The 17,574-nt window shown below is 38.3% G+C and carries 14 protein-coding genes; 6 read left to right on the plus strand and 8 right to left on the minus strand.

Features of this window, described 5'->3' with window-relative positions; translation table 11 throughout:
• Positions 1-14: 14 nt before the first annotated feature.
• Complete coding sequence (locus tag GQR45_RS06885) at positions 15-1,550, minus strand: GGDEF domain-containing protein (RefSeq protein WP_007580677.1); 1,536 nt, start codon at positions 1,548-1,550, stop codon at positions 15-17.
• Positions 1,551-1,754: 204 nt separating this feature from the next.
• On the opposite strand from GQR45_RS06885, the gene GQR45_RS06890 reads away from it, so the two are divergent.
• From GQR45_RS06890 to GQR45_RS06900, 3 genes are all read left to right on the plus strand, one after another.
• Entirely contained in the window at positions 1,755-3,542 is a 1,788-nt protein-coding gene (locus tag GQR45_RS06890; protein ID WP_165725503.1) for a PDZ domain-containing protein, read from the plus strand.
• 179 nt (positions 3,543-3,721) lie between these two features.
• Entirely contained in the window at positions 3,722-5,812 is a 2,091-nt protein-coding gene (locus GQR45_RS06895) for a bifunctional diguanylate cyclase/phosphodiesterase (RefSeq protein WP_165725504.1), read from the plus strand.
• A 98-nt stretch (positions 5,813-5,910) separates the two neighbouring features.
• Positions 5,911-8,082, plus strand: a complete 2,172-nt coding sequence (locus tag GQR45_RS06900; RefSeq protein WP_165725505.1) for a S46 family peptidase — start codon at positions 5,911-5,913, stop codon at positions 8,080-8,082.
• A gap of 116 nt (positions 8,083-8,198) precedes the next feature.
• On the opposite strand, the gene GQR45_RS06905 is transcribed toward GQR45_RS06900, so the two are convergent.
• Positions 8,199-9,359, minus strand: a complete 1,161-nt coding sequence (locus GQR45_RS06905) for a protein kinase family protein (RefSeq protein ID WP_165725506.1) — start codon at positions 9,357-9,359, stop codon at positions 8,199-8,201.
• 569 nt (positions 9,360-9,928) lie between these two features.
• On the opposite strand from GQR45_RS06905, the gene GQR45_RS06910 reads away from it, so the two are divergent.
• Together GQR45_RS06910 and gntR are read left to right on the plus strand one after the other, a co-directional pair.
• Positions 9,929-11,200, plus strand: coding sequence for an aminotransferase class I/II-fold pyridoxal phosphate-dependent enzyme (locus tag GQR45_RS06910; RefSeq protein WP_165725507.1), 1,272 nt, complete (start codon positions 9,929-9,931; stop codon positions 11,198-11,200).
• A 225-nt stretch (positions 11,201-11,425) separates the two neighbouring features.
• Entirely contained in the window at positions 11,426-12,436 is a 1,011-nt protein-coding gene (gntR, locus tag GQR45_RS06915) for a gluconate operon transcriptional repressor GntR (protein WP_165725508.1), read from the plus strand.
• 109 nt (positions 12,437-12,545) lie between these two features.
• Here the strand turns inward: gntR and gntU are convergent, their stop codons facing one another.
• The gene (gene gntU / locus GQR45_RS06920; RefSeq protein WP_165725509.1) at positions 12,546-13,889 is read right to left on the minus strand and encodes a gluconate transporter; all 1,344 of its coding nucleotides are present in this window, start codon (positions 13,887-13,889) and stop codon (positions 12,546-12,548) included.
• A 150-nt stretch (positions 13,890-14,039) separates the two neighbouring features.
• Here gntU and GQR45_RS06925 point away from each other — a divergent pair, with 150 nt between their 5' ends.
• A complete protein-coding gene (locus tag GQR45_RS06925) occupies positions 14,040-14,573 on the plus strand; it encodes a gluconokinase (RefSeq protein ID WP_165725510.1) in 534 nt (177 codons plus the stop codon).
• A 53-nt stretch (positions 14,574-14,626) separates the two neighbouring features.
• Here GQR45_RS06925 and GQR45_RS06930 read toward each other — a convergent pair whose 3' ends face one another.
• The 5 genes from GQR45_RS06930 to GQR45_RS06950 form a co-directional block, all read right to left on the minus strand.
• Positions 14,627-14,815 (minus strand): DUF1289 domain-containing protein, encoded by a 189-nt coding sequence (locus GQR45_RS06930; protein WP_002960277.1) that lies wholly within the window; start codon positions 14,813-14,815, stop codon positions 14,627-14,629.
• Between the two features lie 2 nt (positions 14,816-14,817).
• Entirely contained in the window at positions 14,818-15,348 is a 531-nt protein-coding gene (locus tag GQR45_RS06935; protein ID WP_165725511.1) for a hypothetical protein, read from the minus strand.
• Positions 15,349-15,467: 119 nt separating this feature from the next.
• Positions 15,468-16,082 (minus strand): bifunctional phosphoribosyl-AMP cyclohydrolase/phosphoribosyl-ATP diphosphatase HisIE, encoded by a 615-nt coding sequence (hisIE, locus tag GQR45_RS06940; protein WP_007376299.1) that lies wholly within the window; start codon positions 16,080-16,082, stop codon positions 15,468-15,470.
• Positions 16,073-16,852, minus strand: a complete 780-nt coding sequence (gene hisF / locus GQR45_RS06945) for an imidazole glycerol phosphate synthase subunit HisF (RefSeq protein ID WP_165725512.1) — start codon at positions 16,850-16,852, stop codon at positions 16,073-16,075. Before hisF ends, hisIE begins: the two co-directional genes overlap by 10 nt.
• Positions 16,834-17,568, minus strand: a complete 735-nt coding sequence (locus GQR45_RS06950; RefSeq protein WP_010552951.1) for a 1-(5-phosphoribosyl)-5-[(5-phosphoribosylamino)methylideneamino] imidazole-4-carboxamide isomerase — start codon at positions 17,566-17,568, stop codon at positions 16,834-16,836. The genes hisF and GQR45_RS06950 overlap by 19 nt, the downstream gene beginning before the upstream one ends.
• Positions 17,569-17,574: the final 6 nt, after the last annotated feature.

Here is a 17,574-nt window from a genome sequence, read left to right on the forward strand (position 1 = left end):
TAATGGCTATGACATTATTTACTGGTACAAAGTCTATCTCGTCCTGAATTTTTGGCCTCGTAAAGAGCATCATCTGCTCTATCAAATGCCTTTAACAGAGTATCGCCTTTTTTAAACTGAGTTGCACCTACCGAAATAGTGATCTCAATTTGTTTTTCTCTAAATTTAAAAGGTATATTTTTAATTACCTTTCTTACTTTATCCAGAGGTAATGTTGCGTTTTCAAGCGACACACCTGGCATTAACAATACAAATTCTTCACCGCCGTAACGCGCTATAAAATCGGACTTTCTTACCGATTTTTGCAACGCTTTTGATATAACCTGTAAGGTAATGTCACCTGCGGTATGGCCAAATCTATCATTGATAGATTTAAAGTGGTCAACATCAATAACCGCAAGCGTAACATCTGATGGCTGCACATTAAACAAATGCATTTCGTGATTGTAACGTTCATCAAATGCAGCTCGGTTAGGCAGTTTTGTAAGCCCATCAAGTAAACTTTTAAAGCGCTGTTCGTTTAAGCGTTTTTTATACGTTGTTAACTTATCTTCTAAAGTAACAATTCGTTTGTTTATTTCACTAAAGCTAGTGCTAAGCATTTCTCTATCTTTTCGTTCTAACTTTTCTTTTGCTAGAAAATCTTCGCTTAGTGATTTTAATTCGTTATCTACAAGTTCTTTTAAAGATGAGATTGATGTTGCTTTTTGTGTTTGTTCGTTGAGGTTTTTAATTTTTAGTTCAATGCTTTTATTCAACGAATCAAACTCAATACTCATCGATTCTGAGTGTCTACTAGTAGAGACAATAGAATTATGTAGATCTTCGAGGGTTTGATTTAATGAAACTAAAAAGCTTTGTGCAGATTTACGCTCTTTGCTAATGTTTTTTACTACGACTTCAATTATGTTAATCGCAACATCGAGTAATGCATCGATTGTGTCACTTTCCGTAATATTATTTTTTATACTATTAATTTGTAGTGTAGCTTCTTCTTCAAGTATAAGTTCGTTAGCTAGCTCAAGCAGTTTTTTTGCACGAGCTTGTTTTACAGGGCGCTGATTATCGGCTTGAGGGTCTTGCTTAGTTAGCAATGCTTCATGATAAAAGAGAATAAGTTGATCAAGTAACGGAATATAACCATGGGTTGACTGAACGTTATTAATCTCTTGATCGAGTAAATTTCTCAGGGCTCTGCGAGTATCGTCAGGTAAACCTTTAGTTTTTTGTAACTGTTTACCTGCATTTTGTACACTGTTGAATAAATCACGTTGCTGAGCTTGCTGAATCGATTCTTGATTTTTAAGTAATATCAAAGTTTCACTAACAAGGGGAGAGAGGTCTTCAAAGCTCATACCTTTATTGAGTGCACTTCTAAATTTAGCAAGGCGATTATCTAACTCAATATCAAGCCCTTTACAGCTTAGCGAAAGTTTAGCTGCAAAGTCGCACAAAATATCCACTTGATGTTTGCGTGCACTCTCAATAGCCATACGAGCATCAATTGCTTGTTTGAGTTTTTTATCTGTTGGATTAGATCTTTCAGACACCTAAGCGTACCGCCATCAAATTAATTTTATTATCTTCAGTTTACAACAAATTTTTATTATGTGTAGTTATCTAGTAAAAAACTTAGAAATTTTAATAAGCTACTACGTATAAACTCGTATACGGGGCAATTTGTCGTATTTAATTCACTTTTAAATAGGGGCTTGCTAGTCTTGCAGGCAATTAAGTTTCCACTAAGAGTTTCTATGAAAAAGTTATTAGCCCTATCTATTTTAGCTGCATGTTCAGCACCTGTATTTGCCGATGTAAATTATTCTTTAGAAATTTCGCAACCACAACATCATTTAGGCGATGTAAGTGTTGAGTTTCCAAAAACAGCGCAAGCACATCTTGATATAAAACTTCCTGCATGGCGAACGGGTCGCTACGAAATGCTAAACCTTGCCAATGGCATTCGCTACTTCAAAGCCAAAGATGAAGATGGCAAAGAACTAAAATGGGAAAAAATAGATCACAGTACATGGCGTGTACACCTTAATGAGCCAACCGAAGTTAATATTGACTACCAAGTGTATGCAAATGAGCTTGGTAAGCGTGCTCGCCACATTGACGACAGCCATGCATTTATAGATGCGTCAGGCTTTTTTATGTTTAGTGACTCGTTTCGCCAAGAGCCTGTAACCGTTAATTTAGACGTGCCTAAAAAGTGGCGTTCTGTATCGGGTATGGATAATTTAAAAGGCAAAAACTCATTTAAAGCAGCAGATTACGACGTGCTTGTTGATTCACCAATTGAAACGGGTATTAACCAACTACACACATTTGAAGTAGATGGCCGTGAATACGATTTAGTTATATGGGGCGACGGTAACTACGATGTAGAGCAAATGCTTACCGATCTTAAAAAATTAGTTGCTACTGGTAATGTAATTTGGGATGGCTATCCATATGAACGTTATGTATTTATGGTTCATGCTACGTCGGGTGCTGGTGGTGCAACAGAGCATTTAAACTCAACAATTATTCAACGTCCACGCGATAGATTTGGTAGCCGCGAAGATTACCTAGCCTTTATTAGCACCGCTGCGCATGAGTTTGTTCATACGTGGAATGTTAAAGCATACCGCCCTCAAGGTTTAGTGCCGTACGATTACACTAATATGAATTACTCTAAACTGCTTTGGATTGCAGAGGGTTCAACAAGTTATTTTGAAGATCATTTAATGGTTCGCTCTGGTATTGAAACCACAGATGAATTTTTTAAAGTGATGAGTAAAACCATTAATCGTCATTTACAAACACCGGGCCGTGCAGTGCAAAGCGCAAGCGAAACAAGCTTTGATAAATGGATTAACCAAGGTGGCGATCATGCACGTAACTACAGCACTAATATTTATTCAGAAGGTTCGTTACTTTCATTAGTTTTAGATATCGACTTGCTAGAAAAAAGCCAAGGTAGAATAAGCTATCGCGACGTACACAAAGCACTTTATAACAATCATAAAATGCCAGCTGGTTTTACAGATGTAGATGTACTTAATATCTTAAAAGATTTAACAGGGCGTGATTACTCAAGCTGGTGGCAAGAAAATGTTGAGTCGCCTGCAAGTATTAACTTTGACGACTTACTTACTAAAGTAGGCTTGAAATTTGAACGTCCTGAAAAAGCAAAAGCGCTTGCAAGCATTGATGCTACCGCTAAAAACACAGGCGAGTTACTTACATTAAGTTACGTTCGCCGTGGTGGCAGTGCGTGGAAAGCAGGTTTAACTACCGATGATAAAATTGTCGCTATAAACAAACATCACGTAGGTAAAGATTTAAAAACCAGCTTAGAAACGTTTAAAAAAGGCGATAAAGTAACCATTGACTATCTTCGTCGCGATGCTCTTGAAAGCTTAACATTAGTATTATCAGAAGATTTTGATAAGCCTAAAAAAGTAGTTGCTGATAAAGAGGCAACGCCTGAGCAAAAAGCACTATTCAAAGCATGGATTGGCGTGGAACATCCAAATGATGTGACAAAAAAATAAATTCAGTTTTTATAGCGTTTAAATATAGTTAACAATTATTAAAAAAGAGCTTCGGCTCTTTTTTTGTTTTGCATAATGGCGTATATAATGTACATGGAAATTTAATATTAAAATTAAATTTAATTATTATTTAGTATTTCTCTATTATTAAATAAAATTATTTATGGATATAGCCTCAAATGAAATTAGATAACCCGACTTCAAACTTAACCCATCAATTTGTAATTAACGACTATTTGCATCAGTTATTTGATGCGGTAAATGTTATTTCTGTTCAAGGTTATGACAATGAACGTCGTGTTATTTATTGGAATGAAGGCAGTGAGCGACTTTATGGATATACCAAAGAAGAAGCCATAGGACAAAAAATAGAAGACCTTATAATTCCAGAGCCAATGTGTGAGTTAGTTATTAACGCACATAGTGACTGGGTAAAAAAAGATATAGAAATTCCAGCATCTGAAATTATCTTACAAGACAAAGATGGAAACAATGTATCGGTTTTTTCCAGCCATGTTATGTTTACAAATCAATATAATACAAAACAAATGTACTGTATTGATATTGATTTATCTGAGGTTAAAAAGGCACAAGCGGATGCGTCATTTAATGAGCATATGCTAAAAACTATTTTTGGAGCAATTCCTGACTTATTTTTCTTGATGGAAAATGATGGAACTATTATTGAGTATCATGCCAGTAATGAGACCGATCTCTACACCAAGCCAAAGCAATTTATTGGTAAAAAAATGGGTGATGTACTCCCTCAAGATGTAGCCAAAAAATTTGAAACCTATATCAGCCTTGTATTAGAAAAAGAGCAGATGATGAGCTTTAAATACGAGCTAGCTTTGCCCCATGGGCTCGTTTTTTTTGAAGCAAGAATAAATAAAATAACAGAACATAACCAGTTAATGGTTATTATTCGAGATATTACAGAACAGCATAAATCAGATGAAATAATTAGACATCAAGCGTATTACGATAGTCTAACTTTACTCCCAAATCGTTTTTTAGCACTTGATCGTTTGTCGCAATTACTTATTGAAGCACAAAGAAATAACGAGAAAGCGGCAGTACTGTTTTTGGATTTAGATGATTTTAAAAAAATAAATGACTCTTTAGGCCATGAAACAGGAGACAAACTTTTAATTGAATCAGCGCAAAGGCTGCAAGAGGCACTGCGAAAAGACGACACGGTAGGGCGCCTAGGTGGAGATGAGTTTATCGTATTACTACGAGGTATAACTGATCACCATGCAGCGCTAAAAATCACTGAAAAATTGGTCAATAACTTTAGAGCCCCTTTTAAAATTGAGGGCCGGGAACATATACTAACAGCGAGTATTGGTGTAGCCATATACCCAGAAAATGGTACAACCGTTGCTGATTTATTACGAAATGCTGACACTGCAATGTATCAAGCAAAATCATATGGTCGTAATACTTATTCATTTTTTACTAAAAAGATGAACGTAATTATTCAGCGCCGACTCGTAATAGAAGAGCAGATGCGTGGCGCCCTTGAGCGTAATGAATTTGAGTTATTCTACCAGCCCCAATTTGACGCCAAAAATAAACACATCATTGGTGCAGAAGCGTTATTACGCTGGCATAACCCTGTGCTAGGTAATGTAACACCCGATGAGTTTATACCTATTGCCGAAAATACAGGATTAATTGTACCTATTGGTAAGTTTGTAATTAGCCAAGCATTACACTTTTTAAACACATGGCAAAGTACCTGTAAACGCCAACAAAAATATACAATGGCTGTTAACTTATCTCCTCGCCAATTTAGAGACGTAGGGTTGCTCAGTTTTATTCAAAACTCATTGAGTGAAGCAAACGTAAACCCCGAAAGTTTAGAGCTTGAAATAACTGAGGGAGTATTGATGAGTTGCCACACTAATGTTGTTGATATACTGACTGAAATTACTGCATTAGGCATTAACTTATCAATGGATGACTTTGGTACAGGTTATTCATCATTAAGTTATTTGAGAGAATACCCTTTTAATGTACTTAAAATAGATAGAAGTTTTATTGATGGTATTGTACTAAACAATGAAGACCGTAATCTCGTAAAGGCAATTATTGCTATGTCGCACAGCTTAGGACTGACAGTGGTAGCCGAAGGTGTAGAAACAAAAGAGCAGCATACTTTATTGAACGAATTGGGTTGTGATTTTATGCAAGGCTTCTATTTTAGTAAACCAATACCAGCAAAACAGTTTCTTGATTTTTCGATGAATTTTGATAAAAAGTAAGATTAAACACTCGATTGTAACAATTCATTGCACGGCTATTGACCTTATTGTCCCATCGCGAGTAACCTGTTATAGAAACAAATAAAAAGGATTCTATAATGCGTTTAAAACCTCTTGTAGCTACATTAGTAGCCACATTTTCTTTATCACTTTCAAGTAGTGCCATAGCCGACGAAGGCATGTGGCAACCACACCAACTTCCAGAGTTAGAATCAATTTTAAAAGCCAAAGGGCTTGAAATTGATGTTGAATCTATTTCTAAATTAACCGAATTCCCAATGAATGCGGTAATTAGCCTAGGTGGCTGTACAGCATCGTTTGTATCGCCTAAGGGTTTAGTTGTGTCAAACCATCACTGTGTTTATGGCTCGGTACAATACAACTCAACACCTGAAAACAATATTTTAGAAAATGGCTTTTTAGCTAAAAGTCCTACAGAAGATTTACCTGCAGCGCCGGGCTCACGCGTATATGTAACAAAAACGGTTACCAACGTAACAGATGAAGTAATTAAAGGTACTAACGAGTTAACAGCAAAAGCACGCTACGACGCACTCGAAAAAAATGAAAAAGCGCTAGTAGCCCAGTGTGAAGCCGACGAAAGCTATCGTTGTAACGTGTATTCGTTTCATGGTGGTTTAGAGTTTTACCTAATTAAGTCACTTGAAATTAAAGACGTACGCTTAACTTATGCACCGGCAATGGGCGTAGGTAAATACGGCGGCGATATAGATAACTGGATGTGGCCGCGCCACACAGGCGACTTTGGTTTTTACCGCGCTTATGTAGGCAAAGATGGAAAACCAGCTGAGTACAGCGAAGACAACGTACCTTACGTACCTGACTCTTACCTAAAAGTAAGTGCCAAAGGCGTGCAAGAAGGCGACTTTGTAATGGTTACAGGCTACCCAGGACGTACTAACCGCTACCGTATAGCAACAGAGGTAGATAACGTATTTAACGACAGCTACCCTAAAGCACGCGTTCATAACTCAAAATACGTGTCGCTTATTGAAGAAAACTCAGAAGACGGCAGTAAAGCGCGTATTGCTTACGAAAGCACCATTGCAGGTTATAACAACTATATTAAAAACTATGGTTCGATGATCGAAAGCTTCAAAAAAGGCACTATGCTTGAGCGCAAAAAACAGTTTGAGCAAGAGTTAACACAATGGATCAATAGCGATAGTGAGCGTAAAGAACAATACGGAAGCGTATTAGGTGAGCTATCTGAGCTAATTGCGCAATCACAAGAGCACAGTGAACGCTACCGAATGTTAGGTTATGTACATCGCTCACAAATGATCAGCACAGCACGACGTTTATACCGCTTAGCTTATGAAAAGCAAAAGCCAAATAGCGAACGTGAATCTGGTTATCAAGAACGTGACTTACCTCGCATTAAAGCAGGGCTTGAGCGCATGACGCGCCGTTATGATAGCAAAGTAGACAAAGCTATTTTACTGCACTTTTTAGAACTGTATGCAGCACTTCCAAAAGAAGAGCGTTTTAGCGACGTTGATAACGTATTTAAAGTACAAAATGGGTTTGATAAAGCAACCCAAAGCGCGTTACTTGATAGCATGTATGAGCAGTCAAGACTCGATAATGCCACTGTTCGAAGTTCATTGTTTGAGCAATCGTTTAGCCAGCTAAATCAAAGCCAAGACCCATTTGTGCAGTACGCTAAAGCAATATTTAAAGTAATGAAAGCTGAGGAAGATAAATCAAAAGCACTTGCAGGTAAATTACAAGCCGCTCGCCCAGAGCTAATGAGCGCAATCATTGCGTTTAACAAAGCTAAAAACAAACCTGTATACGCCGATGCTAACAGCACATTACGAGTAACCTATGGCACCGTAGGCGGCTACTCACCTCAAGATGGCTTGGTAGCAACACCTTTTACCTCGCTTGAAGGGTTACTAGCTAAAAACACTGATGTTGACCCATTTAATGCACCTAAAAAGCTACAAGAGCAAATTAAAGCCAAGCTTTACGGTGATTACACGGGTGGCATGAATACAGTACCCGTTAACTTTTTATCAAATGTAGACACTACCGGTGGTAACTCAGGTTCGCCAACACTTAACGGCAAAGCAGAGCTTGTTGGTTTACTGTTTGACGGTGTTTACGAAAGTATTATTGGTGACTGGGATTACAACCCTGAGCTTAATCGCTCAATCCACGTTGATTCGCGCTACATGCTGTGGGTAATGGATAAAGTAGATAATGCACAAAACTTATTAGACGAAATGACAATCGTAAAATAAGTAATTAGTGAGATAAGAGAAGGGCGCTTACCGTAAAGGAAGCGCCTTTTTTGTTGGTATTTGATTCGTTTATTTATGGCTACTAATTGCAGGGCTTTTTATGGTACGCGGCCAAATCACATTGGCGTGATGGTTTGAAAAGCTTTGCCTAATTCGTCAATATTCTTAAATCTAATAGCCTTATCGCTGCTAAGACCTCTATTAATGAAATCACGGACATTTTCTGGTGGCTTTTCAGTCTTACTTTTTCCGGTTAACACATAATATAAAATGCGAGTCAACGCGTATGTTTCATGCAAAATGCTATAGCTATCAAAGCCTTCCGTAACTAAGCTTGGATCATTATAGTACCCCTTAAAATCTGAATCAGGCGAAGTTAGTTCACTATCAACGATTTTCACTAGTCCAAAATCTGCTATTTTCACTACTGCTACATCATCATATTCTTTGAGTAAGATATTCTTAGGATTAATATCTCTGTGTAAAATACTTTTGGAATGTATGTACGAGAAAGCTCTGAGGATTTGTAATCCTAACTTAACGCGATCTTGGAACGACAACTTGGAATTATTTTTTAACATGTATTTATCTAAAGAGCTGTCCATAAATTCCATAACATACTCATTGTTTTTTTCATTGAACCCATAAACTTCGAGAATATATGGTGAGCTTAGCATGCTCATTTGTTCGTGCTCACGCCTGAACCTTTCAATTTCTTTTGCATTTAGATCTTTCTTTGCTCGTTTTAAAGCAAAATTTTTAAGATAGAAACTGTCGAAATATTTATAGACGTTTGCATAAGATCCGCTACCAAGCGCCTTTAGGTTAGCTGTATTATTTTTATTCTCAATTTTTACAGAGCTTTGTGGAAAAAATATTGGGATAGTGTAATAGAGCTCTAACTTTTCAGTATAAGCGGGAATTGTACTCCCACCACTTTTGCTTAAAAAGCTCTTGCAAAAAGTAAGCTTGTCTCGGTGGTACTCCTCGATAGAGAATGCATGTTCAGAGTTCTTTAAAGATCTCTCTAAAGCTTCAATGGTTTCTATAGAGCTAATGAGATCTCTACTCGGTTCTGCCCAGAAGTGAGCCGAGTCTTCATCTGTCGGAAGTCTATTATTCATCGAATCAAAAAGACTAGTGACGCTAGAGTGAAGCGTAGAGAATAAAATTCTTAACTTGTCACTCTTAATTGATTCGTAAAGATCTTCGAACTCATTATTTAAAATATCAGAGAGCTTTCGGTGATGGCTCTCTATGGCGTTTTCAGCATTCATTTATATTGTATAGCCTTACTTTGATTGCTTGGTATGAATAATGTAACGCAAATAGTTTCAAGTTATAACTAAGAGAACCAACTACCTTTCTTACTTAATACAGAGTAAGTTATGAGAATAGAGACGACAGCTAAACCTAGTCCTACAAATATGTTATGGAATGATATGTATGTAGCGCAAATTAATGTCACACCACAACTCATTTTTATGGCAATATTTTTGTTTGATTTTAACTCGAACACTTTTGACATACTAATAACTCCTTTTATTACACTGCAGGTTTATTGAAGGATACTTTTCTTTTTTACGCTGGAATATCCTTATTTTATGGGCTTCTATTAATAGCAAATTGTGTAAATTATTACCAATAATAAATATTATACTTGGGGTGGGTTATTATATTGTTAGTAAAAGGGCTGACTAGTTGTTATTTAGCCTTTGAATGTCTGCTAATCACCGCCTTTAACTTAAATCAAATCACCTCAGCTCAACACCCTTTAATATATTTCATGTGCATTTTATAACCAAGAAGTGCTAGCTTAGTGGTAAATTAATTGAAGGAAATAATTATGAAATTAGAGTCATTAGCACTGCACCACGGTTACGAATCTGAGGCTACGACCAAATCGGCAGCCGTGCCTATCTATCACACTTCTTCTTATACATTTGATAATACGCAGCATGGCGCTGATTTATTCGATTTAAAAGTACCTGGAAATATTTACACCCGCATAATGAACCCAACTAATGCCGTACTTGAACAACGTATTGCTGCAATGGAAGGGGGTATTGGTGGGCTAGCTGTTGCCTCTGGGATGGCCGCTATTACGTATGCTATTCAATGTTTGTGTGAAGTAGGCACTAATATTGTAAGTACCAGCCAAGTATATGGTGGCACGTATAACTTATTTGCACATACTCTACCTAGGCAAGGTATTGAAGCGCGCATGATTAAAGCCGATGACTTTACCGCGTTCGAGAATGCAATTGACGACAACACCCGCGCTGTTTTTTGTGAATCTATTGGTAATCCTGCAGGTAATATTGTTGATATTGAACGTTTAGCACGTATTGCACATAGCAAAGGTGTGCCGCTTATTGTTGATAATACCGTGGCTACGCCGTATTTATGTCGCCCATTTGAGCTGGGCGCCGATATAGTGGTTCACTCACTTACAAAGTATATAAACGGGCACGGTACTGCTATTGGCGGCATGATTGTCGACTCAGGAAAATTTGATTGGAAAGCGAATGCCACGCGTTTTGCAATGATGAACGAGCCCGATCCGTCGTATCACAATGTGGTTTATACCGAAGCTTTTGCTGAAGCTGCATTTATTGGTCGTTGTAGAGTAGTGCCACTTAGAAATACTGGCGCAGCGCTTGCCCCTAAAAACGCATCTGACATTTTAATCGGCCTTGAAACCTTAGGCTTAAGAATGGATCGCCACTGCGAAAATGCACAGCACCTGGCTGAGTATTTAGAAAATCATCCAAAAGTGCTTTGGGTTAATTACGCAGGGCTTAAATCAAGTCCGTATAACGAAATGAGTCAAAAAATCACCAGTGGTAAAGCATCCGGTATTTTAAGTTTTGGTATTGCTGGTGGACTAGAAGCAGGTACTCGTTTTATTGATGCGCTAAACATGATTTTACGCTTAGTTAATATTGGCGATGCCAAGTCGCTTGCGTGTCATCCTGCATCAACCACACACCGCCAACTAAATGATGAAGAACTTGCTAATGCGGGTGTAAGTCGCGATTTAATTCGTTTGTCGGTTGGTATTGAGAACATTGTAGATATAATTGCCGATGTAAGCCAAGCGCTCGATAAAGCTTAAAATTACATCATTTAGAAATGCTTGTTCAGCTTTATTGTAAATACAGTATCGTTTGTTAAAAAGGTTTAGGTTTTCTAAACCTTTTTAACCATTCAGTTAGCAACAGTTTAAATACAGGCGGTAGGCTAAATATTTATTATTTTAACTTAAATAAAAATGGCTAAAAGTAGTGATTTTTCACAATAGTTGGTATGTTACAAGTAACATTTTATTTAATTGTGTGTGATGAAAAAAAACAAACGTTCTTCTCTTCAAGATATTGCCGATGCGGTTGGTGTAACCAAAATGACGGTGAGTCGTTATTTACGTAATCCCGAAAAAGTATCAGAGTCTACTCGCACTAAAATTAGTGCAGCTATTGATACGCTAGGCTACATTGCAAATAAAGCTCCTGATTTACTCTCTAATGCTAAAAGCTACTCTATTGGTGTACTAGTTCCATCGTTAACGAATCACGTGTTTGCTCAAGTTATAAGAGGTATTGAAGATGTAACAGGGCCTGCAGGATATCAAACAATGTTGGCCCATTATGGTTACAACCCTGAAATTGAAGAAAAACGGGTTGAGTATTTATTGTCGTACCACGTTGATGGTTTAATTTTATCAGAAACCACACACACAGACAGAACGCTAAAAATGATTGAAATGTCAGGCGTACCTGTGATTGAAATAATGGATACTCATCACTCTCCTATGCAGCAAGCGGTTGGTTTTGATAACGTTAAAGCCGCTTTTGATATCACGACAGCACTTTTAAATAAAGGCTATCGCAATATTGTTTATATAGGAGCAAGGCTCGATGTACGAACACGCCTAAAATTTCAAGGCTATTCAGATGCTATGTTAGCTAAAGGCTTTACGCCTAAAAGTGTGATGACTGATCAAGCTTCATCTTACAGTTTAGGCGCTGAACTTTTACAAAAAGCGCGTACTGACTACCCAAATACTGACTGTTTGTTTTGTACTAATGATGATTTAGCAATTGGGGCTATTTTTGAGTGCCAGCGAAGCAACATTTTAGTGCCTAGCCAAATAGGGGTTGTGGGTTTTCATGGTCATGATATTGGCCAAGCAATGGTGCCTCAATTAGCAAGTGTGATCACCCCTCGTTATCAGATAGGTAATGTTGCGGGAAGAGAGTTGTTGAGCCGGATTAATTCCGATTTGGATACTAGCATGAATTATGAGCAAGTAATTGATACTGGTTATATAGTTCATCTAGGTGAAAGTGTTTAAATACTCTAATTATATGAGCCTAATTACATGAGCTTAATTACCTGAGCCTAAATAACAAAAGGCTCAGGTGATTTTTATATGTGTGATGATAACTCTACACACTGTAAATTTACAAAAACAGAGAAATAATCATAGCGACAAGTGCGCCAACAGTACCAATAATGGTTTCCATTACTGTCCATGTTTTAAGAGTTTGCATTTCGCTCAAACCGAGATAGCGACTTGCTAACCAAAATCCTGAGTCGTTTACATGGGAGAGCACAATAGAGCCCCCACCAATAGCGATAGTGACAGCGGCAAGCTGCGCTCCATCAAGGCCTAAAGGCTGAAGCATTGGAATAATTAAGCCACACGCTGTAAGCATAGCTACTGTCGCAGAGCCTTGAATGACCCGCACAGCGGCTGATAATACAAAAGCGAGTATTACAATCGGTAAGCCTGAGCCAGCTAAGTAATTACCCAGTGCCGTACCTACTCCTGAATCAACTAATACTTGTTTAAATACCCCACCGGCACCAGTGACAAGAATAATAATTCCCGCAGGTTGTAAGGCACTACCACAAATTTCCATGATTCTAGCATTAGGGACACCGCGCCTTGCGCCGAGCAAATAAAATGCCATTAGGCAGGCAACTAAAATTGCAGTAAATGGATGACCTATAAAGGCTAACCAATTATATAAATCAGAGTCTTTTTCAACAAAGCGGCTACCAATAGTATTTAAACTAATCATAATTAATGGCAGAGCAATTAAACCTAATGCTAATCCAAAACTAGGCGTGCCTTTACCAACTCTTTGGTTATCGTCGATTTGTTCGTGCTGTGGGAGTTCTACATGAATAGATTTAGAAATAATAGAGCCCCAAATTGGACCTCCTATAATCATTGCCGGTATGGCAGCAATAAGGCCAAATAAAATCATATAACCATAGTCAGCGCCTAACTGGGAGGCAACCAAAATCGGCCCTGGCGCAGGAATAAGAAACGCCTGACAAGACGCTATTCCAGCAAGTAGCCCAATACCAATTTTAACAACGCTGCCACCGCCTTTTCGTACCACAGCAAAAACAATACCGATTAAAAGTACAACGGCCACATCAAAAAAGAGGGGGAGGGCACAAATAAAGCCCGTAAAGGTAAGCGCCCAATTAGCGTTTTTTTCTCCAAAACGGTGTAAAATTGTGTGGGCAATACGATCCAGCGCGCCGGTTTCTTCCATTACTTTGCCAAACATGGCACCTAAAGCGACCACAACCGCTACAAAGCCTAGTGTTCCGGCCATTCCCTTTTGAATTGTAGCGGCAATTATTTCAGGGCTCATTCCTGAGAGTAATCCTGCAATCATAGAAACAAGGATTAAAGAGACGACAGCATGTAGTCGTACTTTCATTACTAAGAAAAGCAATAAAAATATGGAGCCTGCCGCTGTTAGTATTAATGATAAATCTGACATTTTTCCCTACTTATATTCAGTGTGAATTATGATGTTTAGTGTGTGTTTAACTTCACTTTCGCATTTGTTACGGGTAACATGTTGCCCGTAACTCAATATGATATATACATTGAAAATAATTAATTATTAAATTAAGGCGAGGGTAAATACATGAGTAACACAAATGTAGGTCGTGTTTATATTGTAATGGGGGTTTCAAGCACAGGAAAGTCAAGTGTGGGTGATGCATTAGCAAAGCGCATTGGCGCTAAATTTATCGACGGAGACGACTTACATCCCAAGGCTAATATATTAAAGATGTCATCTGGGCAGCCTTTAAATGATTCTGATCGTGTGCCTTGGCTAGAAAGAATACGTGATGCTGCATTTAGCATTGAAAAGAAAAATGAAATTGCGGTAATAGTCTGCTCAGCATTAAAAAAGAAATACCGAGAACAAATATGTGATGGAAATACATGCATTACCTTTTTACATCTTTTTGGTGATTTTGAGCTGGTTAAAAGCCGTATGCAGGACAGAAAAGGGCATTTTATGCCTGTTGATTTACTCAAAAGCCAATTTGAAACGCTAGAAGTACCAAAAGAAGATGAGCCCAATGTTATAAATATAGATATTAATAACTCATTTGAGCAAGTAGTCGAAAGCTGTATTAGCGCAACTAAAATGAATAGCCACAACAAGTAAAAAGTTTTTAGTTAACTGTTAACTGTTACTTTTAACATTAGGGGCTTTATTTGTTATGAGTTAGCATCTGCTCGTGGTGTTTCTAAAATCGCTTTTTTTTCATCTTCAGATAATATTATCCAATCAAAAATTTCTTCGTTGGTACGCCCACACCCGGTGCAGTAACCGCTGCGCCTTTCGCATATTCCTAGGCAATCAGTTTTAAATTTAGATGGTTTTTTGTTTTGATTTAATTGGCGCATTGTTAAAGTCCTAATGGTGGTGCAATTTCAAAGCGAGTAGAAAACCCATTACCTTCTTGATTGGTAGAGAGTGTAATGACAGGGGTTTTGGTATCAAGTACAAAGGTGCTGTAAATTGAACTTGCTGTTTCTTTTTGGCTTTCAAACCAACCTGTTTTGGTTAAGCATTGGCGTAATTGCTTAGCCAGTTTTTGATGAGACTTTATTGTTTGCGTTTGTGTTTTAACAGGTGTTTGGCATTGGTAACTTACTTGCTCTGACTGATTTAAAGTAACTGTACAGTTTGCTCCAATCATATGAGTATTCGTGCGCCATTGATTAGTAAACTGGTTATTTACTTTATCTGTTTTTATTGAATTAAAACCAGACTCATAACCATTTATTAGGTTATTAATGGTGCTGCATTCATCGGGTATTACTGAGGTTTTTACAGACTGATTTGTTGTATTAGTGGTTGCTGTAGTCTGATTAGTTTTGCTGGTACAGCCCGCTAAAATAAACGCGATGATAAGAAGAATAATATAGTTTTTCATAGTTCACAGTAACCGATTAATTGAGCCTCGCACTATACCATACATAATTTACTCAACTAAAAGCGAAAAACAAAAAGGCCCATAAAATATGGGCCTTTTGTAATTTGCTTTAGCAGGTGCTATTTATGGCGACCTTGCAAGCATTTAACTACATCTTCAAGGGCTAAGCCTTGGCGTTGTAGCAATACGGTAAGGTGATAAATTAAATCAGCAGACTCGTTTGTTAGCTCATCGTTATCGTGTTTCATAGCGGCAAGGGCAACTTCTACGCCTTCTTCACCTACTTTTTGACAACTACGGCTTAAGTCTTTTGCAAATAATGACGCTGTGTAGCTTTTTTCAGGGTCGTCGTTTTTACGCGCTACAATCACATCTTCTAACTGTGCTAAAAAGCTTAAACTTGGTTTTGCTTCATCACCAAAACAGCTTTGTGTACCTAAGTGGCACGTTGGGCCTTCTGGGTTGGCAAGGACTAAAATTGAATCGTAGTCACAATCGGTATGCACAGATACTACGTTTAAGTAGTTTTCTGATGACTCGCCTTTAGTCCATAAACGCGATTTTGAACGCGAGTAAAACGTTACCTTATTGGTATCAAGGGTAACAGCGAGTGCTTCGCTGTTCATAAAGCCTTGCATTAAAATAACACCCGAGCGGGCATCTTGAATAATAGCAGGGATCATGTCACTTTTAGCGAAATCGACTTGAGCTTGGTTTTGTTGTGTTACTTGCATAATCTTGCTGCCACTTGGTTATCTGTTAAAAATTGTTTTAGTTCGCCAATGTTAATCACATTTTTATGAAAAACGCTGGCGGCTAATGCACCATCTACTTTGCTTTGTTTAAATACATCAACAAAATCTTGCATAGAGCCCGCACCGCCTGAGGCGATTAAAGGAATGTGACATAGCTCGCGAATTTTACTTAACTGCTTGTTGTCGTAACCGTTACGAACGCCATCTTGGTTCATACAGTTTAATACGATTTCGCCTGCGCCTAAGTCTTGTACGCGTTTAACCCATTCTTGTGTTTTATAACGCGTACGGCTTGATGCATTAGGATCGCCAGTTAATTGATACACTAAATATTCACCGGTCGTTTCATCAAAAAAACTATCAATGCCGACTACAACACATTGCTTACCAAACTCATCGTGTAATTCTTTAATAAGTTCAGGGCGTGCAATAGCAGGGCTGTTAATACTTATTTTGTCAGCACCGCGCTCTAAAACACGCGCTGCATCAGCGACCGATTTAATACCGCCAGCTACACAAAATGGAATATCGATATTGCGTGCAATGCTCTCTACCCAGTTTACATCAAGTAGGCGTTTTTCAACGCTTGCACTGATTTCGTAAAAAACCAGTTCATCGGCGCCAGCTTCGCTGTAGGCTTTAGCCATTGTTAAAATATCGCCAACTATTTCATGGCCTTTAAACTTAACGCCTTTAACTACTTGACCGTCTTTAACGTCTAAACATGGAATTATGCGTTTTGATAACATGCCAATGCCTCCTCAACGCTAAATGCGCCATCAAGCAGAGACTTGCCTAAAATAACGCCGCCGACACCTAGCTCTTTAAGCTTTTTAATGTCGTCAAGTGAGCTTACGCCCCCTGAGGCTTGCACTTTAATTGTGCTGTTATGGCGAGTTAAGTCTTCGTAAAGCTCAAACGATGGACCCGTCATGGTGCCATCTTTACTGATGTCCGTGCATAAAAAGTCAATAACACCTAAGCCCACGTAAAAATCTACCAGCTCAAGTAAACCAAATTCAGATTCACTTAACCAACCGTGCGTAGCAGGTGCCCAGCCCGTGGCTGTTTTATTTACATCAAGAGCAATTACAAAATGCTCTGCGCCAAATTGTTCAATCCACGCTTTTACTTGTTCGCGTTTTTCTACTGCCATTGAACCAATAACAACTTGGTTTGCACCGGCTTTTAGCCAATCACTTACATCTTGCTCTGAGCGGATACCGCCGCCCACTTGGTACGGTACATTAAGTGCTTTGGTTGCAGCTTGAATATGTTTCCACTGTTTTTTACTTGGATCGCGTGCACCTTCTAAATCAACAAGGTGCAGTTTACCTGCGCCGCTGTCGGCGTATTCTTTTAAACGCGCGCCAAGTTCGAAAGGGTAAAACTGTGCTGTGTCGTATTTACCTTGATACAAGCGCACAATTTGATTTTGTAATACGTCTAATGCTGGAATAATCACAAATAA

It is taken from the genome of Pseudoalteromonas sp. SA25, from assembly GCF_011378705.1.
In the GTDB taxonomy this organism is placed as follows: Bacteria; Pseudomonadota; Gammaproteobacteria; order Enterobacterales; family Alteromonadaceae; genus Pseudoalteromonas; species Pseudoalteromonas arctica.